This is a genomic window from Sphingomonas sp. P4_G2 (genome assembly GCF_056401155.1).
In genome coordinates this window covers 540,232-560,149 of sequence record NZ_JBFUJY010000001.1, presented here as the reverse complement: position 1 = coordinate 560,149, position 19,918 = coordinate 540,232, and the positions used below count along the sequence as shown (strand labels likewise).

Here is a 19,918-nt window from a genome sequence, read left to right as displayed (position 1 = left end):
TCACCCGATGTCGGCGCCTCGCGCAACGGTCACCACCACACAGGCATTGCCGGTAGCGATCAGCATCGCCTGACCCTGATTGCCGCCGAGATTGTAGAGCGGCACACCGGACAGCGAGCCCGCGATGACACTGCCCGCCGGCAGCAGGGCAACGACGTCCTTGCACGCACGCTGGAACGGCGCGACGCGGACCAGCTGCCCCTCGCACTTCGTGCCGACCGGCGTCGCCACGACGACCCCGGCAGCCTGAGAATTGTAGGCGGCGGTCTTATACGTCATGCCGAGCACGCCCACCACGCCATGCGCGTCCGGCGCTGCCTTCTCGGTCTGCACTTGCCCCGAATAATCGGAGCCGAGCGCGACCGTCTGGCCGAGCGCCGAGAAGAGATTGGCGCATTTGCGCACGCCGAGCTGGCCGACCTGGGCCTGGAATGGATTGGCGGGTTGGGCCGGTGCCGCTGCCTGCGGCGTGGCGGCGACGTTACCCGCCAGAAAGGCGGTGCCCAACGTGGCGAGCATCAGGCGCCGCACGCCCCGTCCGGAAACAGTCGCGCGGCGGGAAAGGGCAGAAACTGCCCTGAATTGCTTGATCACACCAATACCCCTTTTCGTTACACAAGCGCCCCACTTGGATAATCATCCAAGAAGTTGCTTCGACACCCTCACCAATAGATGGATTAGACGTTTGACCCCATCTGACCCCTTTTGTCAGCACTACCAGACTAAGCAGACAAATTGGGCTATGCAATAGGTATTAAACGGATTTTTCTTAGTTAACAGTGAGTTAATCTGGTCGGATTTAGTATGATATCGACGTCTAGATGGGAAAATATACTGAATGATACTAATTCCGACTGACTTTCGATTGTAAACAGTTGTAACGAAACTGTTTCAATTGTCGTTCGGGGACATGTTCGCGGCCGGCGCGGCAAGCGAGTCGGCGGAAATGCAAAGTCTGGAGTCGTGCGCGATCCGCTTTTTCGTCATGCCGGCCTTGTGCCCGTTCGAGCTTTGGCTTGCCCCCGGCAAGCCAAGATCGTGTCCGGGGGACACGATCTCGCTCGAACGCCACCAGGCGGCAAGCCCGGGAAAAGAAGCTCTTGCTATGCGCCAACCTGCACGGTGGATGCCGGGACAAGCCCGGCATGACGGCTAAATGTGATGCCCGACTACGACAGCTCGCTCCGACAGTTCGCTCCAAAGTGGCCGCGGTCGCGTGCTATTCGCAGCCCAGGCTAACGCTCGAGCGCGCGGCGCCTGTCCAATCGGAGTTGGGCCGAGAAGAGATAGCCTTGCCCGTGCACCGTCTGGATCGGCGCGGGGGAGCCGGTGGCGCCTTCGATCTTGCGCCGCAATCGGCGGATCACGGCGTCGAGATTCTTGTCCCCGACCGCATCGTCCGCATAACCGAGTTCAGCACGCAATTCCGCGCGCGAGACGACCGTTCCCGTCTGGGTCAGCAGGCGCCGGACGAATTTCGCCTCGACCGCGCTGAGCTTCACCGACGGCCCGTTCGGCGCCTGCAGTCTCCAGTGGTTGGTATCGAAGAACCAATCGGACGACGCGGCGGGTGCCGCACGCGCGCCCCCGTTAAGGGCGAGGCGGCGGAGCAGGTTGCGCAAGCCGTGGATCAGCTCTTCGCCATCGACCGGCTTAGTGAAATGGAGGTCCGCCCCGCTCTCGAAGCACGCGATGCGATTGCGCGCCTCGTTTCCGGTGCTCAGGGCGATGATGCCGATATTTCCCATCCCGCGCAGCCAGGACAGAATATCCAGCCCTGCCCCTTCGGCAAGATCGGCGTCGACGACAGCGATATCGCAGCCGCTCGTTGCCATGGAGCGATAGAATTCCAGCGGCGATGCGATCGCTTCGACGTCGAATCCCTCACGCTGCAGGCATTCGTGCAGCACGGCGCGAGATCGCGCATCCCCTTCGATAAGGATGATGCGCATTATGCTACCGAATTCGGCTGCGGAATCAGTCGCCGGAAATCTGGTAAAAAATCTAAGCGGATCAAATGGTTGAGAGATATACCTTGGAAAGGAAATACCAATTTCACCACAACCCCCTGATAATACGTCAGAGTAATTGCTTAGGTAGGTCCGGATCGGAACTCAATACGCCAGGCAAGCAGTTCATCGCATCCGAGGCATGTATCGCAGCGATACGGAATCGCATCCAGCAGAATACGGTGTTGAGAGCTTATTCTTCGGCAGGGCGATGATCGCAAAAATTCGAAAAGCGCGGCGCCACCCGGTTGCGTCGGCCGCGATGGCTTGCGAGGTTGCGGCCATGACCGAGCTTTGCATCCGTCCCATTCGGCCCGACGACGCCGCGTCGATCGCGGCGATCTATGCCCACCATGTGCTGCACGGCACCGCGACGTTCGACACGGAACCGCCGGAGGTCGCGGCGTGGCGCGAGAAGATCGCGTCGATCACCGCGCGCGGATGGCCGTTCGTGGTCGCCGAGCGGGACGGCGCCGTGGTCGGCTATGCCTATGCCACCCAATTCCGCGACCGGCCGGCTTATGCCGAGACCTGCGAGAACAGCATCTATCTCGCGCCCGACCAGCTCGGCCGGGGGATCGGATCGCGCTTGCTGCCCGCGCTGGTCGAGGCGGCGCGCCAGGCGGGATTTCGCCAGATGATCGCGGTCATCGGTGGCGGCGAGCCAGCCTCGGTCGCGCTTCACGCCAAATGCGGGTTCGTCCACGCTGGCAGGATGATCGGCGTCGGCCGCAAGTTCGGTCGGATATTGGATACAATATATATGCAGCGCGCGCTGGACGGCGAGGGCTAGGCCGGGAGCCCAAGCTGGCCGCTGTTGTTGAACCGATCCATTCCCCAAACTCGTCATCCCAGCGAAAGCTGGGATCTCAAGCGGCCTTGCGTCACCGCCAGAGACCCCAGCTTTCGCTGGGGTGACGGGAGGGGCACTGGGGTGATGGGAGGGGCGCTGGGGTGACGGGAGGGTGCCCTGGGGTGACGGGAGGATTCCGCGGGGATGACGAATACGACCCAACCTAGAGGCTCCCGCTTTAAGCCGCAGGGCCGGAACCCTCCACCCCCGCTAGCCGCAGCACTTCGCGCAGGACGATCCGGCGCGCCAGGTCGATCGACAGACCCTGCTCGTCGCGCAGCCGCTGCCACGCCTCAAAGCTCAACATCAGGTCGATCGTCTCGAACCGCGCCTCGTCCTCGGTGATCGCGCGCGGCAGAAACGAGCGCAGCCGCTGCCGCATCATCCCCAGCATGCGGGCATGTTCGGCCTGGATCGCCGGCGACATGTGGCGATGCGCGTCGCCCGCGCGCTTGAACGGCAACAGGCGTTCGTAGGTCGCCGTCCGTCGCTCGATCGCCTCGATCAGCTGGCCTTGCCACTCGGTCGAATCGAACGGGATCAGCCACATCTCATAATGTTCGGCCAGCCGCCCGGTCATCGCGGCGTAGAGGCTTTCCATGTCGGTGAAGTGCCGGAACACCGTGCGCAGGCCGACTTTGGCGCGCGACGCCACCTCCTCGGCGCTCGGCGTGATCCGCCCCTCGGCGACCAGTTCGAGCATCGCCGCGACGATAGCATTGCGGCTGTTCTGGGAGCGGCGGCGGCGGCCGTCTGGGGCCATGACGTCGGGTGGGTTCATCAGTTCGACCAGTAAATATAGGTTTCGCCAGCGCGCGGCTTGGTACCGAGCGGCAGATCGATCGCGATCGGCGTACGGATCAGCGACGGCCAGGCCGGCTTTACGCTGTCGCGATCGTGCAGGGCAATCAGCCCCTTGAGCCGCGCCACGACGTCGGGATGGAGCGAGGCGACGTCGCGCCGCTCGGTCGGGTCGGTCTTCATGTCGTAGAGCAACGCGACATGCGGCAAATCGAGCAGTTGCAACTTCCAGTCGCCGTCGCGCACCACGCGATACGGCCCGCTGCGCCAGAACAACGTGTTGTGCGGCGCACCGGTGCGCTTGCCCTCGACGAACGGCATCAGGTCGACGCCGTCGATCACGCGGTCCTTGGGGAGCGCCGCGCCCGCGACGTCGCCGGCGGTCGAGAAGATATCGAAATGGCTGACCGGCCCCGCAATACTGGTGCCCGGACGGATTTTCGCCGGCCAGCGCATGAAGAACGGCACCTTGACGCCGCCTTCGAAGAAGGTCGCTTTCCAGCCACGATAGGGACGATTGATGTCGGGCAGCCCGATATAATGCGCGCCGCCATTGTCGCTGGTGAAGATGACCAACGTGTTCTGGTCGAGCCCCTGCGCCTTGAGCGTCGCCATCACCCGGCCGACGCCGCGGTCGAGCGCGCGGATCATCGCGGCATAGACGCGCAATCGATGGTCGGCGATCTGCGGCAGCGCGTCGTAATCGGCCTTGAGCGCCTGAAGCGGCGTGTGCGGCGCGTTATACGCCAGATAGAGGAAGAACGGCCGGTTGCGGTTGGCGCCGATCGCGGCGACCGCCTGATCGGTCAGATAGTCGGTCATGTAGCGCGCCGGCCGGAACCGCTCGCCGCCATTATACTGCACGCTGAACGGGAGGTTGGCCCAGAGAAATTTGTCGATCGGGTCGAAATCCTGTTTCGAGTTTTCGACGTCGGGGCTGTTCTCGGGCAAATACATCTGCCCGCCGATCATGAAGCCCAGGCTTTCGTCGAACCCCTGTTCCTCGGGCCGCATGCCCTTGCCGTCGCCGAGATGCCATTTGCCGAGATGCACGGTGTGATAGCCGCGTGTCCGGAGCAATTCGGCGATGGTGATCTCGCTGCCCGGCACGCCCTTGTCGGCGGTGGTCGCCGGCGCGCGCGCGGCATCCTCGTCGAAGATCGTCTTGTGTTCCCAATCGGTCTTGAAGTTGGCGATGTTGCGCGAAAACGCGGCGTCGGTGCGGATCAGGCGGGAGGGGAACCAGGCCGGCGGGTGAACTTCCGCGGGCGTGAATTCGTAGCCGAAGCGCGTGGGATAGCGCCCGGTCATCAGCGCCGCGCGGCTGGGCGCGCAGGTCGCATTGCCGGCATAACCGTCGGCGAAGCTCACGCCGCCGCGGCCCAGGGCATCGATATTGGGCGTCTTGAGCAAGCCCCCGGCGACCCCGCCGCCATTGAAGCTGATATCGTTATAGCCGAGATCGTCGGCCACGATCAGCACGATATTGGGCGGCCGTTTGTCCGCCGGCACCGCGGCGGTCGCGGGACCGGGCTGCCATTTGACCGGACGGTTGTCGGCGACGCGCGGCGCGATCCATCCCGGCAAATGGAGAAAGACGTAATCCTTGGCAGCGAACCCCGCCAAGCCGATCACGCCGACCGTGCCGAGCGTCCACTTGGCCCATGTCTTCATTGCCGCGGCTCCGCGTCGAACGTGCGCCAGCCCCAGGCCAGCAGTGCAATCATGATCGCTTCAGCCGCCATCGGCGTGAACGCGATCGTCGGCGCCCCGTCGGCGACCAGGCTGATCATGCGGCCGACGATGGCGATCGACAACAAGGACAGCGGGACGAGCAGCGGCGAGCGCCATGCCCGCCACGCAGCGACCAGCGCGAAGACGCCGCCGGTGACGAAGAAGGCGGTGAAATCGGCGCGCATCGTCGCCATTCCCTGCGTCCCCAACGAGGTCAGGAAAAAGCGCAATCCCGCTTGCGCCGGGTCGAGCAGGAAGCCGAGCCCCAGCACGATGTTGAACAGCCCGACCAGACCCACGACAACGCGAACGATAGTGCGCATCCGACCCCTCCCCTGTTTTGCGCATTGTAACACCCGCAACGTGCAGCGCAATGTTTCGGCATTGATAATGCCAAAAGATGCGCGCATCCTTCCGGCATAGGGAGAAGGGGATGCGGAAACGGATCGTCGCCGCAATCGCGGTGGCTTTGGCGGCAGTCATCGGCATGGCATCGTTCCAGCGGCAAGCGGGCGCGATGATGCTGGGCGCGGCGCTCGACGAGCGCGCCGGGCTGGACCGGACGGCCGCGCTGAGCGATGGGCTGCATGTCGGCTTGTGCGGGACCGGATCTCCGCTGCCCGACCCGACGCGTGCCGGCGCCTGCACGATAATCATCGCGGGCAAGCACATCTTCGTGGTCGATTCGGGCGAAGGCGGCGCGCGCAACATCGTCCTGATGGGGATACCCAACGGCCGGATCGACGGCATCTTCCTGACCCATTTCCATTCGGATCATATCGATGGCCTGGGCCCGATGATGCTGTTGCGCTGGACCGGCAATGCCGCAACCAGCCCGCTGCCAATCTATGGCCCGCCCGGCGTCGAGCGCGTGGTCGCCGGGTTCGACGCCGGCTATGCGCTCGATTCGGGCTATCGCACCGCGCATCACGGCCCGGTGATCGCGCCGCCGTCGGGCGCCGGCGGGGTCGCCCGGCCCTTCGCCATCCCGCCGCGCGGATCGAACGACAGCGTGGTCGTGTTCGAGCGCGACGGCCTGCGCGTCTCCGCCTTCCGCGTCGATCACGGGCCGGTAGACCCGGCGGTCGGTTATCGCTTCGACTATAAGGGCCGGTCGGCGGTGTTGAGCGGCGATACGACGACCAGCACTGCCTTAGTCGCGGCGGCGCGCGGCGCCGACCTGCTGGTCCACGAAGGACTGCAGCCCGAGCTCGTCAAGCTCACGACCGCGGCGCTGACCCGGCGTGGGATCAAGGGCACCGCGCAGATCACACGCGACATCTTGAGCTATCACGCCTCGCCTGAAGCGGTCGCGCGCGAGGCGCAAGCGGCGGGCGTGCGCTTCGTGGTGTTCAGCCATGTCATCCCGCAACTACCATCGCGGATGATGTATCCGGCGTTCCTGGGCGACGCGCGGCTTCTCTATGACGGGCCGATCCTGGTCGGCGAAGACGGGATGATGTTCAGCCTGCTCCCCGGATCGCGCGGGGTGGAGTTCACGCGGCTGCCGATCGGTTAAATTTCCGCAGGCGGGAACAGCTCGTTGACGACCTTCACGCCGCGACGCCCGTATCGGCGCGGATGAGATCGTCGATCAGGGCGCACAATTCCGCGGGCGCATCCTCCTGGATGAAGTGACCGCCCCCGGCGATGATCTGGTGCGGCTGACCGCGCGCGCCGGGCACGCGCTCGATGAAGGCGCGTTCCCCGCCTTTGGTCACGGCATCCTTGTCGCCGAATGCGGTCAACACCGGCCGTTCGAAGCGCTCGAGCACGGCCCAGGCAGCGCGGTTCTCCGCGATCGAAGCGTGATCGGGCGTGATCGGCACCAAAACCGGAAACTGGCGCGCACCTTCCTTGTAGCTTTCGTCGGGGAATGGCGCGTCATAGGCCGCGATCTCGGCGGCGGTGAGGTCGCGTGTGGTCCCGCCGTTGACGATGAAGCCGACCGGAAATTGCGGCACGTTCTGGCTGAACGCCAGCCAGGCATCGAACCCCTCGGACGATCCGGTCCCGACCGGCAGCCCGGTGTTGGACACGACCAGCCGTGCGAAGCGATCGGGAAACGCCGCGACCAGCCGCAGCCCGATCAGCCCGCCCCAATCCTGGCAGAACAGGGTGATATCGGTCAGGTCGAGCGCTATCAGCCAATCGCTCATCCAGGCGACGTGACGCTCATAGGTGTAATCGGTCCGTGCCGCCGGTTTGTCCGACTTACCGAAGCCGATCAGATCGGGCGCGATCACGCGATGTCCGCGCGCGACCAGATCGGGGACGAACTTGCGGTAGAGATACGACCAGCTCGGCTCGCCGTGCATCAGCAGGATCGGCGCCGCGTCGCGCGGCCCCTCATCGACATAATGGATGCGCAGGTCGGTGCCGTCGGCATCGGTCACCATGAGATAATGCGGCGCGAAGGGATAATCAGCCAGGTCGACGAAGCGCTCGTCCGGCGTTCTCAGCACTTCCATGGCACCCTCTCGCTCCATTTATTGGCACTATGCGTGCCATAATAGGTGCGGAGGGTCAACGCGTGCGCCCGCGAGCGATCAGCCCCGTGCGACGTGCCCGGCACATTGATGGTCCTGCAGGCTTTCGCCTGACCCGTCATAATCCGCCGCCGGGTCGGCGCGCGCCGCAAGCAGCACGAATCCCGGCCCATCGGAGAAGGTCGCGCCCGCCAGCACCAGCGTCCAGGCGCCCATCTCGGCTGGCGGCACCTTCAATCCCTTGGCCAAGGCGGTGAACGGGTCGGTCGGCACGCTGTCGTCGCCATCGATGCGCAACGCGTAATAGCCATGGCCGGCGAGCGTGATCGGTGCCGACCAGCCTCGGCCAAGCGTCGTGAGGCGCCGGTGGAGATCGTCGCGGACATCGATGCGCAGACAATCGACGTGCAGGTGGAGCAGGTCCTGCGACCGCCCGTAGATCGAGTTGACCGCGATCCCGACATCGTCGCGAGTCAACGTCGTGCCGAGCCGCTGGTCGACCAGCCGGCGCACGCGCCAGGCGGGATCGAAATAATTGGTCGCGCCGGGCGCGAGCAATTGCGCGTCCTCGATCCCGGTGATCAGCCGCGTCGGCATGACCAGATACTGGCTGACGCCGACGCGGTCCTTGAGCACGACATAGCCTGTGTCGACGCCGTTACCGATCGACACCTCGGTACAGGGATCGGGCTTGCCGCTCGCCTGCTGATCGGGGACGCATTTGCCGTTGACGATGCCCCACAGCACCTGACCATTGGCATGGACCGGCGGTGGCGGCAGGACGACCGCCGATCGCGGCGCACTCATCGGCGTCGCGCATCCCGCGAGGAACGCGCTGCCTATGATAGCAAGAATGGCGCCGAGACCTCTGGATCGCGTCATCTATTTCCCTTTTGCACCCCGAGCGCACGAGGTATCCTATAGCGGCGCGTCTCGCGGCGCCCAAGCAGGCGCTCGCCGGATGGCGCCAGTCCCCGCGCAACCTCGCCAGCGCGCAAGGGCCGTTGCCGCTGTCCGCCTTGTTGATCGTCATCGGCTTTCGAGGGTCTCCGTGCCGCCACGGGGTTGCGCCGAGGCGTCATCATGCGCATCGTCTTGCCGCATGAGCGAGAGGGTACGCGCCATCGAAGGCGGGTCTCTGGTCGATCGCGCGGTCTGCTGCGTGCGCGACCATATCCGCGACAACGACCTGAAGGTCGGCGACACGTTGCCCGGAGAAGGCGCGTTCGCGGAACAATTGGGCGTCAGCCGAGCGGTGATGCGCGAAGCCTTTTCGACCCTGGCCGCCTTGCACCAGATCGATGTCGGCAACGGCCGCAAGGCGCGCGTCGCGGCGATCGACGGGTCGGTGCTGTCGACCTCGCTCGACCACGCCGTCGCCACCGCGCAAGTCACCGTCAACGAGATCTGGGATGTCCGTCGCACGCTGGAATTGCGCGCCGCAGAACTCGCCGCGATCCGGCGCAGCGATGCGGAAGCGCGCGCGATCATCGGCCATGCCCAGGCGATGGCGGCGCATGGCGACGATCTCGACGAACTGACCCGCCACGACATCGCCTTTCACCAGGCGATCGCCAAGGCGAGCGGCAACGTGCTGTTCTACACCATCATCCGTTCGTTCGAATCGCTGATGACCATCGCCGTGCCCACCGCCTGGCACACCCGCACCACCGCCGAGCAGCGGGCGATGGTCATCGAGCAGCATCGCCGCCTGGCGGAGGCAATCGCCAACCGCGACACGGCGGCGGCGGTGTCCGAGATGAACACGCATTTCGACATCTCGATCGCCGATTTGTTTGCGCGCTATTCGGCAGCGATCTAGGGCAACTCGCTCCACGATCCGGAGTCGCGCGCGATGATAGCCAGCCTGTTCGCCGTCCTGTTGCTGCAGGCGGCACCCGCCACCGCCGCGCCCGTCTGCACCGCCACCGTCGCGCCGCCGGCCGGACTCGAAGCCTGGAGCGTGGCGCCGGGCATGACCGGCGACGTGATCGCACCGGGCAAGAATATCGCGCTGACGCTCGAACCGATCGACAGCGTCACCTTCCCGCTGCCGCTCGAACGCAAGCCCGCCGCGGGCACCTTCGGCGGCGTCTATCACGTCACCGTGGCGACCGCGGGCACCTATCGCGTGGCGTTGCAGAATGGCGCGTGGATTGACCTGGTGCGCGACGGCAAGTCGTTGACTTCGGTCGCGCATATGGAAGGCGCGCCCTGTTCGGGGATCCGCAAGATCGTCGACTTCGCGCTGCAACCGGGCACCTATATTGTGCAATTGTCGGGCGCGAAGACCGCGCAAACGCGAATCCTGATCGCAACGAAATAGCGTGTTGCGGGTTCGCGACTGATAAAATTTGCGACAAAGCGGTGTTTGACACGCACCGATCGGGAAACCATCAGCCGCCCATGCCTCTACTTCCCCATCGTCGGGTGGCGCGATCCGCCCTTGCCGCCCTATCGATCGGCTTGTTCGCGCTGAGCGCGTGCGGCGCGCGCGACAATGAAGCGAAGGGTGGCCGGCGCGGCCAGCAAGGCACGCCCGAGGTCGGCTATATCGTCATCCAGCCGGCCAGCGTCCCGATGGTGACCGAACTCGCCGCGCGGACCAATGCCTATCAGACGTCCGAGGTCCGGCCGCAGGTATCGGGCATCATTCGCAAGCGCTTCTTCACCGAAGGGTCGTTCGTCAAGAAGGGCCAGCCGCTCTATCAGATCGACCCCAGCCTCTATCGCGCGGCGACCAACCAGGCCGCCGCCAATCTGGCCAGCGCGCAGGCGAGCGCCGAGGCAGCCAAGATCAAGGCCGATCGCTACGCCCCCTTGGCCAAGGAGCAAGCAGTCGCGGCGCAGGATTACACCGACGCCGCCGCCGCGGCGCGCCAGGCCAAAGCCGCGGTCGCCCAGAACCGCGCCGCGCTGGACACCGCGAAGATCAACCTGCGTTTCACCACCGTGCCCGCGCCGATCAGCGGCAAAATCGGCCGATCGCTGTTCACCGAAGGCGCCTTGGTCGCCAACAACCAGACCGATCCGCTGGCGGTGATCTCGGCGCTCGACCCGATCTATGTCGATATCCAGCAAAGCTCCGCCGACCTATTGCGCCTGCGCCGCGCGCTCGCCGGCGGTGGGGCGGTGCCGACCAAGGCCGAAGTCCATCTGAAGCTCGAGGATGGCAGCGACTATGGCTATGTCGGCAGCGTCGAATTCTCCGAAGTCACGGTCGATCCGACCACCGGCACGGTGAATTTGCGCGCGCGCTTCCCCAATCCGCAGGGGCTGTTGCTGCCGGGCATGTTCGTCCGCGCCGACTTCGCCCAGGCGAGCGACCCCAATGCGTTCCTGATCCCGCAGACCGCGGTGACGCGCGATCCCCAGGGCAATGCCCAGGTTTATGTGCTCAGCGCCGACAGCGAGGCGATCCCGCGCAATGTCACCACGTCGCGCACGGTTGGTATCAATTGGGTGGTGACCGGCGGCCTGAAACAGGGCGACAAGGTGATCACCGAAGGGATTGGCAAGCTGAAGCCCAACCAGCCGGTCAAGGCGGTACCCGCCGGCTCGCCGCAGAAGATCGGGGTGCCGCAAGGGGGCAAGCGCACCGGCAAGGGCGGCTGAGCCCATGTCGCGCATCTTCATCGACCGGCCGATCTTCGCCTGGGTCATCGCGATCATCATCATGCTGGTCGGCCTGGGCAGCATCTTCACGCTGCCGGTCGAGCAATTCCCCGACGTGGCGCCGCCGCAGGTCAACATCCGCGCGACCTATCCGGGCGCGTCGGCGGTCACGCTGGAGAACAGCGTCACCCAGGTGATCGAACAGCAGCTGACGGGGATCGACGGGCTGCTCTATTTCAGCTCGAATTCGTCGTCGCGCGGCCAGGTGACGATCAGCGCGACGTTTCAGAAGGGCACCAACCCCGACATCGCGCAGGTTCAGGTCCAGAACAAGGTGCAGCAGGCGCTGAGCCGCTTGCCCCAGCAGGTCCAGCAACAGGGCCTGACGGTGACCAAGTCGAACCCCGACTTCCTGCTGATCGCGGCGATCTACGACACCACCGACCAGAAGACCAATATCGACGTCTCGGACTATCTGGTGTCCAACCTGCAGGACACGATCGGGCGCATTCCGGGTGTCGGCGACACCAATGTGTTCGGCGCGCAATATGGCATGCGGATCTGGCTCAATCCCGACAAGCTGCAGAGCTACAGCCTGGTCCCCGCCGACATCACCACCGCGATCACCGCGCAGAATGCGGAGGTCGCGGCGGGCGAGGTCGGCGCGGTGCCGAGCGGCCCGGACCAGATGCTCGACGCGACCGTCACGGCACAGTCGCGCCTGTCGACCCCCGCGCAATTCGCCAATATCGTCGTCAAGACCCAGCCCGACGGATCGACCGTGCGGCTGGCCGATGTCGCGCGGATCGAACTCGGCGCGGAAAGCTATGCCTCGATCAGCCGCGTCAACGGTCACCCCGGCGCGGGCATCGCGGTCAGCCTGGCGCCGGGTGCCGACGCGCTGACCACCGCCGAGTTGGTCAAGAAAGAGATCGAGAACCAGTCGAAGAACTTCCCGCAGGGCTTCGCCTACGATTTCCCCAACGATTCGACGACCTTCATCAAACTGTCGATCAACGACGTGGTGAAGACGCTGTTCGAGGCGATCGTGCTGGTCGTCATCGTCATGTTCGTCTTCCTGCAGAGCTGGCGCGCGACCCTGATCCCGACGATCGCGGTGCCGGTCGTGCTGCTCGGCACGTTCGGCGTGTTCGCAGTGGCGGGCTTCTCGATCAACACGCTGACTTTGTTCGGGCTGGTGCTGGCGATCGGCCTGCTGGTCGACGACGCGATCGTCGTGGTCGAGAATGTCGAGCGCGTGATGGAGGAGAATCCGGGGATGTCCCCCCGCGATGCCACTATCCAGTCGATGAGTGAGATCCAGATCGCACTGGTCGCGATCGCGTTGGTCCTGTCGGCGGTGTTCCTGCCGATGGCGTTCTTCGGCGGATCGACCGGCGTGATCTATCGCCAATTCTCGCTGACGATCGTGTCGGCGATGGTGCTGTCGGTGGTCGTCGCGCTGATCCTGACGCCGGCGCTGACCACGACCTTGCTCAAGCGCAAGGAAGAGGAGCATCACGACGGCTGGGTCTATCGCCACACCGAAAAAGCGCGCGACTGGTTCAACACCAATTTCGAGCGGATGGTGAACTGGTACACCGAGCGGGTGGCCAGGGTGGTCGATCGCAAATGGTTGTTCCTGACGATCTATGCCTGCGTCATCGCGATCCTGGTCATCCTGTTCGTGCGGTTGCCGACCGGCTTCCTGCCGACCGAGGATCAGGGCTTCGCGCAGATCCAGTTCAATCTGCCCGCCGGCGCGACGATCAACCGCACCCAGGCAGCGCAGAAGACGATCGAGGATTATTTCCTCAAGACCGAAGGCAAGAACACCGCCGCCATCTTGAGCGTGGCCGGTTCGGGCGGCGGTGGTGGCGGCGGTGGCGGTGGCCAGAATGCCGGCCGCGGCTTCGTCGCGCTGAAGGACTGGAGCGAGCGCAAGGGCAGCGAGAACGGCGCCGACGCGATCACCAACCGCGCGACCAAGGCGCTGGGTGCCTTACGCGACGTCGAATTCTACGCGACCGTGCCAGCGGCTGTGCGCGGCCTCGGCCAATCGTCGGGCTTCACCGTCGAGCTGGAGAATACCGGCGGCCTGACTCGCGACCAGTTCCGGGCGGCGCGCGACAAGTTGCTGTCTGATGCGCGCGCCGACCCCACGCTGGCCGCGGTGCGCCCCAGCGACTTGCCCGACCAGCCGACGCTCAAGGTCGACACCGACGCGCAGAAACTGTCAGTGCTCGGGCTGACCCAGGCCAGCGTCAACGCGACGCTGTCGACCGCCTGGGGCGGCAGTTACGTCAACGACTTCAACGACCGCGGCCGCGTCAAACGCGTCTATGTCCAGGGCGACGCGCCCTATCGTTCGTCGCCCGAAGACATCGCCAAATGGTATGTTCGCGGCGCGAGCGGACAGATGGTCCCCTTCTCCTCCTTCGCGACGATCTCCTGGTCGAACGCGCCGACCTCGCTCAGCCGCTTCAACGGCATTTCCTCGTACGAAATCTCCGGCCAGTCGGCGCCGGGCAAGAGCTCGGGCGACGCGATGAAGCGGATCCAGGAAATGGCGGCCAAGATCCCCGGCACCTCGATCGAATGGAGTGGCGCGTCGTACCAGGAGCGTCTGTCCTCGGGCCAGGCGCCGATCCTCTACGGCCTGTCGCTGCTGGTCGTGTTCCTGTGCCTGGCCGCGCTGTACGAGAGCTGGACGATCCCGATCGCGGTGCTGCTGATCATTCCGCTCGGGCTGGTCGGATCGGTGTTCGCGGTGACGCTGCGGGGACTGCAAAACGACGTCTATCTGCAGATCGGGCTGCTGACGACAATGGGGCTCGCGGCCAAGAACGCGATCCTGATGATCGAATTCGCCGAACAGGCGGAGAAATCGGGTAAGCGCGTGATCGAGGCCGCGCTGGAAGCCGCGCGCATCCGTCTCCGCCCGATCCTGATGACCAGCTTCGCCTTCATCTTCGGCGTGCTGCCGCTGGCGATCGCGACCGGTGCCGGCGCCAACAGCCGCGTCGCGATCGGCACCGCGGTGATCGGCGGCATGCTGACCGCGACGATCCTGGCGGTGTTCTACATCCCGTTGTTCTTCGTGCTGGTCCGCCGCACGGCGCGCGATGCGCTGAAACACCTCCACCACGAGCATCCGGCCCCGCCGCCGGCCGAACCGGAGGCGACGGCATGATCCGCAAGCTGACCGCCGTGACGATGATGGCGAGCCTGACCGCCTGCTCGATGGCGCCCAAATATGTCCGCCCGGCAGCGCCGGTGCCGCAGAGTTGGCCGGTCGGCGATGCGTATCTGCGCAACAGCGAGGCGACGCTGCCAACGGTGCGCTATCAGGACATCTTTCGCGATCCGCGGTTGCAGGCGCTGATCGTCCAGGCGCTGGCGAACAATCGCGACCTGCGCGTCGCCGCCGCCAACATCGCCGCGGCGCGTGGCCAGTTCCGCATTCAGCGTGCCGAATTGTTTCCCGAGGTCGACGCCAGTGCCGGCGCTACCTTCCGCGGGGGCCAGGGATCGACCGGATCGAAATCGAGCTTCGACGCCAATATCGGCATCAACGCGTTCGAGGTCGACCTGTTCGGCCGCATCCGCTCGGAAAGCGACCGCGCGCTCAACAGCTATTTCGCGACCGAAGCGGCTGCACGCGCGACGCGGCTGACGATGATCGGCGACATCGCCGACGGTTGGCTGGCCTATGCATCGGACAAGAGCCTGCTCAAGATTGCGCAGGACACTGCGGCGAGCGCGCAAAAGAGTGTCGAGCTGACGCAAAAGCGCCTCAACGGTGGGATCGCACCGCGCACCGATCTGCGCCAGGCGCAATTGACGCTCGACACCGCCAAGGCTGACGTCGCCAACCAGACAACCTTGCTGGCGCAGGACGCCAACGCGCTGCAATTGCTGGTCGGCGCGCCGATCGATCCGGCCAATTTGCCCAATTCGATCGACGAAGCCGGCGCGACGCTGGCGGAACTCCCGGCGGGGCTCGATTCGTCGATCCTGCTTCGCCGTCCCGACGTGGTCGAGGCAGAATATCAATTGCGCGCCGCCAATGCCGAGATCGGCGCGGCGCGCGCGGCCTTGTTTCCCAAGATCAGCCTGACCGGGCTAGTCGGCTTCGTCAGCAACGCGCTGGGCTCGCTGTTCACCGGCGGTGCGTTCAATTGGCAGGCCGGCGGCGCGGCGGCCTATCCGATCTTCCGCGCAGGCGCCGGCAAGGCCAATGTCGACGTGACCAAGGCGCAGCGCGACGCCGCGGTCGCGACCTACGAAAAGACCATCCAGACCGCCTTCCGCGAAGTTGCCGACGCGCTGGCCCGGCGTGGCACGATCACCGACCAGCTGACCGCGACGCGCGACCAGCTCGACGCCGCGGCCGACAATTACAAGCTGTCGGACATGCGGTACCGCGGCGGGATCGATTCCTATCTCGACAGCCTGGTCGCACAGCGCTCGCTCTATTCGGCGCAACAGACGCTGATCAACACTCAGCTGATCCGCGCGAGCAACCTGGTCACGCTGTACCGCGCCTTGGGTGGCGATTCATTGGTCGAAGCCACCAAGGACGGCCCCAAGGCGCCGACGAACTAGGAGGCCGCGTCCTCCTTGGCCTTGCGCGCCGCGATGATCTGCGCCCAGGGGTTGGGGACAGGATCGCTGATCCGCACCAACGTGTTCTGGTCGCGATGCGCGAACGGTTTGTCCTGGCCGTGCACGGCCAGAGTCGTATCGGTGACATAGCTCCACGAGCCGTCGGCGTTGAACGTGATTTCGATGCGGTAATGATCGGTGCGGAAGGCGTATTCGAGGAACGCGGTCGAGCAGATGCCATATTGGGTCTGGCCGCGCTCGGCATCGACGGTGATCGTGTCGGCATCGGCGGTGGCGTGACCGGCCGCCAACGCGACCTGGCCGCGCGGGATCGCCAGCGTCTGCATCACCAGCCCGGTCGCGGGCTCCCACAGCCAATAGCCGACCTGGTCGTGGAACGTGATGTCCTCTTCGGCCGTGATGATGTGGATATGGTAGCGCAGGCCATAGAAGAGCTGCGGGCCGTTCGCCTGCGGATCGATCGGTTGGAAGTCGATCCGCTCGATGAACTCGCGCCGCTCCGGCCCGTCGGCCTTGGGATTGAGGTCGACGCCCTTGCGCGCTTCCCAGCCGCCCGCCAGCCGCCGCAGCGGCCCGAGATTGGCGAGCGTGTCGGGATCGACATCGGTCGGCTCAGTGAAGACGTCGGCGGGGAAGGGAGTCATGGCGGTTCCTTTCGGCCATCCCGATACCAACAATGCGCGATGAACGGGAAGGGCAAGTTTGCCCGTCGGCACCTCCCCTCTTGCCTGCGCCGCCGACCGGGTCCAGGTGTGTTCGTGTCATAGAACAGCGCTCCACCCGATCATGCATGGGTGACCGGCGCGCGACATAAGGGTTTGGCACAAAGAAGCGGGGACGATGAGCATGGATAGACGCGAATTCATTTCCGCCGCCGCGGCGCTGGGCGCGACCGCTTTGTGGGCCACCCGCTCGCCTGCCACATCACACCTCGCCTGGCGCGAAGATCGTAGCCTCTATCCGCAAGGCGTCGCCTCGGGCGACCCCGACGAGCAGAGCGTCATCCTGTGGACGCGGCGCCCGTTCACCGGAAGGGCGCGCGCCGATTTGACTGTCGAGGTGTCGCTCGACCCCGATTTCAAGAAGGTCGTGGCAATCGCCCGCACGCCCGTACTGGCGGAATCAGACTGGACCTGCCGCGTGCTGGTCGGGGGACTGAAGCCCGCCACGGTCTATTGGTACCGCTTCACCGACGAGACCGGGGCCGGAAGCCGTATGGGGCGGACAATCACCGCGCCGCGCCAGGATGACCCGCGCACAGTGCGCTTCGCGTTCGTGTCGTGCCAGAGCGTCAACGAAGGGGCGCAGAACGCCTTTCGCCGGATGATCTGGGAGGACGAGCGCGCGCCCGCTGACCGCAAGCTGGGTTTCGTGCTCCATCTCGGCGACTTCATCTACGAAGTCGTCGAATATCCCGACGAAGTACCGCACCGCTATTCGCGCACCGTCTACGATCTCGGGCGTATCCCGGACGCGCGCAAAGTATCCAATTTCCACGTGCCGACCAATCTCGCCGGCTATCGCCACGTCTATCGCGCGCATATCGACGACCCCGACGTCCAGGACGCCCGCGCGTATTTCCCGTTCGTGTGTATCGGCGACAATCACGAATTCTCGTGGCAGGGCTGGCAGAGCTTCATCAAATATGGCGGCAAGGTCGAACCCGCGCAGCCGCTGCGCGTCGCCGCCAACCAGGCGTGGTGGGAATATATCCCGTCACGCGTCCGCAAGGCGTCGGGTGCCGGGCTCGACCGGTTCGGCCCGCCCGCGGTGACGAAAGCGCCGATCGAGACGTTCGACGATCAAGGCTTCGGCACCGAGCCCAACAATCGCATCGCGGTCGGCAGCATGACCGCCTATCGCGCGTTGCGCTATGGCCGGCATGTCGACCTGATCCTGACCGACTTCCACAGCTACAAAGCGGCGGACCCGACCGACCGGCCCGAGGCGGCGGCGCTCGACTCCGGAGACTATCCGGTCCTCCCGCAAGAGTGGATGGAGATCGTCGACGGCGGAAAGGACTATGCCGGCGGCAAGCCCCCCGCGACCATCGCGATCGGCGACAAGAGCATCCCCAATTTCCGCAAGGACGAGCCCGCTTTCACCGTGCTTGGCCGTGAGCAGAAAGCGTGGCTCAAGGACCGGCTGACCCGGTCGACCGCGACGTGGAAGATCTGGGGTGCGACCAACGGCACGCTCGACATGCGGACCGATCCGCAGAACCTGCCCGCCGGATTGATCAAGGCGCCATGGCCGGGCAAGGGCTTCGGGACGTTCGGCAGCGGCGATTTCAGCGGCGCGTTCGCCGAGCGCGCGGAAATCTACGACACCGTCCGCGACCACAAGGTGTCAGGGTTCGTCACCGTCTCGGGCGACCGCCACAGCTTCTGGGCCGGCTATGCCGCGCCGGCCTTGCCGCCGGCCGGATTCGCGCCGGTCGGGCTGAGCTTCATCACGGGCTCGATTTCCGCACCGGGGCTGGGCGAAGCCGCCGAATTTTTCAAGGATTCTCCGGTCCTGCCGCTGTACGTGCGCAAGACGACGGCTGCTGCGCCCGAGCACACGATCAATCTGACGATCAAGCGCGGCGTGCGCAGCGCGCTGGAATATGCGGCCAGCGGCGATATTGCGAAGGCACGCGCGGTGACCAATCCAGACGTCGCGCCGCATCTCGAATTCGTCGACATGGCCGGGCATGGCTATGCCGTGGTCAGCGCCGGGCCCGACACGATCGACACCGAGTTCGTTTGCATCGTCCGCCCGATCGCGCGCGCGACGACGCCCGACGGCGGGCCGCTACGGTATCGCGTATCGCACCGCGCCAAGCGCTGGGCTCCCGGCGATCGGCCGACGCTGGAGCAGCGCGTGATCGAGGGCGATCCGAAACTGTCGATTTGAGGGAAGGTGCGACCGGCTCCTGGGTTGGGGGACTCATAGTCCCGTCGTCATCCCCGCGGAATCCTCCGGTCACCCCAGCGCATCTCCCGTCACCCCAGCGAAAGCTGGGGTCTCTGGCGGCGACGCGATGCCGCTTGAGATCCCAGCTTTCGCTGGGATGACGAATTTTGGAAAATGGATCGCTTCAAGAACAACGGCTTATTTTGGTTCTCAACCTAATCCTCGCGCCTAATGCTCGAACCGCACCAGGCAGAGGCCAGGAAAGCCGCCCTGCCCCTGGTGCCATTGGCCGGTCCAGGTGCCGTTGACCGCGCGCGCCGCCTCCGGGCAGCGGAGGTTGGCATCGCCCTGCCCGCTGATCGCGCCGCCATCCACCCCGCGCAGTACCCCGGCGAGGTTGCCACCGGCAGCGCCGACGCCATAGCGGACAGGGCTGTTGTTCCAGAAGCCATTGGACGATGCCAGCGGCGGCGATGTCCGCGCGGGTGGCGTGGCGGCCGCGGCGCCGGCAGCCGCCGCCGATCCGGTCACATCATAGAGATCCGCATAGGATCCGCCATTTTCGGTGTAGCGGATCTTCTTGCGGTAGAGGTCGATCTGGACGCGGACGTTACGCGCCGGATCGAACAGGAAGACCGACCATTCGTCGCGCGCATCCTCGACAAAGGCATTGGTCTGCTTGCCCGCTTTGTCGAATTCGGCCCAGGCGCGCGGGCCGGTCTGGCGGTACGTTCCCTGGGGATAGGTGACGCTGCGGACATTGGCGCCGGTGGCGGGCACCTCCGCGGCGACCGCCGGTACGCTTGCCACGAAGGCAATCGCGGCAACAGCTAGCCTGAACATCGTCCGCCTCCTCTATGGCCGGAGGGACCATAAGGGAGGCGGCGCGA

At 65.4% G+C, this 19,918-nt stretch carries 17 protein-coding genes; 8 read left to right on the top strand and 9 right to left on the bottom strand.

Translation table 11 applies throughout. The features are described 5' to 3' along the window. Positions 1–531: a hypothetical protein gene (locus tag AC1DRD_RS02530; RefSeq protein WP_478040096.1), complete on the bottom strand. Its 531-nt coding sequence runs from the start codon at positions 529–531 to the stop codon at positions 1–3. A 704-nt stretch (positions 532–1,235) separates the two neighbouring features. Beyond that, entirely contained in the window at positions 1,236–1,952 is a 717-nt protein-coding gene (locus tag AC1DRD_RS02525) for a response regulator transcription factor (RefSeq protein ID WP_478040094.1), read from the bottom strand. Between the two features lie 340 nt (positions 1,953–2,292). Here AC1DRD_RS02525 and AC1DRD_RS02520 point away from each other — a divergent pair, with 340 nt between their 5' ends. Next, the gene (locus tag AC1DRD_RS02520) at positions 2,293–2,802 is read left to right on the top strand and encodes an N-acetyltransferase family protein (RefSeq protein WP_478040092.1); all 510 of its coding nucleotides are present in this window, start codon (positions 2,293–2,295) and stop codon (positions 2,800–2,802) included. Positions 2,803–3,040: 238 nt separating this feature from the next. On the opposite strand, the gene AC1DRD_RS02515 is transcribed toward AC1DRD_RS02520, so the two are convergent. The 3 genes from AC1DRD_RS02515 to AC1DRD_RS02505 are packed head-to-tail and all read right to left on the bottom strand — an operon-like array spanning position 3,041 to position 5,720. Beyond that, the gene (locus AC1DRD_RS02515; RefSeq protein WP_478040090.1) at positions 3,041–3,643 is read right to left on the bottom strand and encodes a TetR/AcrR family transcriptional regulator; all 603 of its coding nucleotides are present in this window, start codon (positions 3,641–3,643) and stop codon (positions 3,041–3,043) included. Beyond that, the gene (locus AC1DRD_RS02510) at positions 3,643–5,337 is read right to left on the bottom strand and encodes a sulfatase-like hydrolase/transferase (RefSeq protein ID WP_478040088.1); all 1,695 of its coding nucleotides are present in this window, start codon (positions 5,335–5,337) and stop codon (positions 3,643–3,645) included. Before AC1DRD_RS02510 ends, AC1DRD_RS02515 begins: the two co-directional genes overlap by 1 nt. Beyond that, entirely contained in the window at positions 5,334–5,720 is a 387-nt protein-coding gene (locus AC1DRD_RS02505) for a hypothetical protein (RefSeq protein WP_478027801.1), read from the bottom strand. Before AC1DRD_RS02505 ends, AC1DRD_RS02510 begins: the two co-directional genes overlap by 4 nt. Positions 5,721–5,830: 110 nt before the next feature. Between AC1DRD_RS02505 and AC1DRD_RS02500 the strand changes: the two genes are divergently transcribed. Beyond that, positions 5,831–6,916 (top strand): MBL fold metallo-hydrolase, encoded by a 1,086-nt coding sequence (locus AC1DRD_RS02500; RefSeq protein ID WP_478040087.1) that lies wholly within the window; start codon positions 5,831–5,833, stop codon positions 6,914–6,916. Between the two features lie 34 nt (positions 6,917–6,950). On the opposite strand, the gene AC1DRD_RS02495 is transcribed toward AC1DRD_RS02500, so the two are convergent. After that, positions 6,951–7,868, bottom strand: a complete 918-nt coding sequence (locus AC1DRD_RS02495; protein ID WP_478040085.1) for a haloalkane dehalogenase — start codon at positions 7,866–7,868, stop codon at positions 6,951–6,953. 78 nt (positions 7,869–7,946) lie between these two features. Further along, on the bottom strand, positions 7,947–8,768 hold the full coding sequence (locus tag AC1DRD_RS02490; protein ID WP_478040083.1) for a CDP-diacylglycerol diphosphatase: 822 nt from the start codon (positions 8,766–8,768) through the stop codon (positions 7,947–7,949). Positions 8,769–8,988: 220 nt separating this feature from the next. Between AC1DRD_RS02490 and AC1DRD_RS02485 the strand changes: the two genes are divergently transcribed. The 5 genes from AC1DRD_RS02485 (at position 8,989) to AC1DRD_RS02465 (ending at position 16,109) form a co-directional block, all read left to right on the top strand. Beyond that, positions 8,989–9,708 carry a FadR/GntR family transcriptional regulator gene (locus tag AC1DRD_RS02485; protein ID WP_478040081.1) on the top strand — a complete coding sequence of 240 codons (720 nt, stop codon included), beginning with the start codon at positions 8,989–8,991 and terminating at the stop codon, positions 9,706–9,708. A 33-nt stretch (positions 9,709–9,741) separates the two neighbouring features. Continuing rightward, positions 9,742–10,212, top strand: a complete 471-nt coding sequence (locus AC1DRD_RS02480) for a hypothetical protein (protein WP_478040079.1) — start codon at positions 9,742–9,744, stop codon at positions 10,210–10,212. Between the two features lie 80 nt (positions 10,213–10,292). Then, entirely contained in the window at positions 10,293–11,501 is a 1,209-nt protein-coding gene (locus tag AC1DRD_RS02475) for an efflux RND transporter periplasmic adaptor subunit (RefSeq protein WP_478040077.1), read from the top strand. A 4-nt stretch (positions 11,502–11,505) separates the two neighbouring features. Beyond that, positions 11,506–14,694, top strand: a complete 3,189-nt coding sequence (locus AC1DRD_RS02470; protein ID WP_478040075.1) for an efflux RND transporter permease subunit — start codon at positions 11,506–11,508, stop codon at positions 14,692–14,694. Then, positions 14,691–16,109, top strand: a complete 1,419-nt coding sequence (locus tag AC1DRD_RS02465; protein WP_478040073.1) for an efflux transporter outer membrane subunit — start codon at positions 14,691–14,693, stop codon at positions 16,107–16,109. Before AC1DRD_RS02470 ends, AC1DRD_RS02465 begins: the two co-directional genes overlap by 4 nt. Here the strand turns inward: AC1DRD_RS02465 and AC1DRD_RS02460 are convergent. Beyond that, positions 16,106–16,774, bottom strand: a complete 669-nt coding sequence (locus AC1DRD_RS02460) for an FABP family protein (RefSeq protein ID WP_478040071.1) — start codon at positions 16,772–16,774, stop codon at positions 16,106–16,108. The genes AC1DRD_RS02465 and AC1DRD_RS02460 overlap by 4 nt on opposite strands. A 196-nt stretch (positions 16,775–16,970) precedes the next feature. On the opposite strand from AC1DRD_RS02460, the gene AC1DRD_RS02455 reads away from it, so the two are divergent. Next, positions 16,971–19,028: an alkaline phosphatase D family protein gene (locus tag AC1DRD_RS02455; RefSeq protein WP_478040069.1), complete on the top strand. Its 2,058-nt coding sequence runs from the start codon at positions 16,971–16,973 to the stop codon at positions 19,026–19,028. A 228-nt stretch (positions 19,029–19,256) separates the two neighbouring features. Here the strand turns inward: AC1DRD_RS02455 and AC1DRD_RS02450 are convergent, their stop codons facing one another. After that, a complete protein-coding gene (locus AC1DRD_RS02450) occupies positions 19,257–19,871 on the bottom strand; it encodes a hypothetical protein (RefSeq protein ID WP_478040067.1) in 615 nt (204 codons plus the stop codon). Positions 19,872–19,918: the final 47 nt, after the last annotated feature.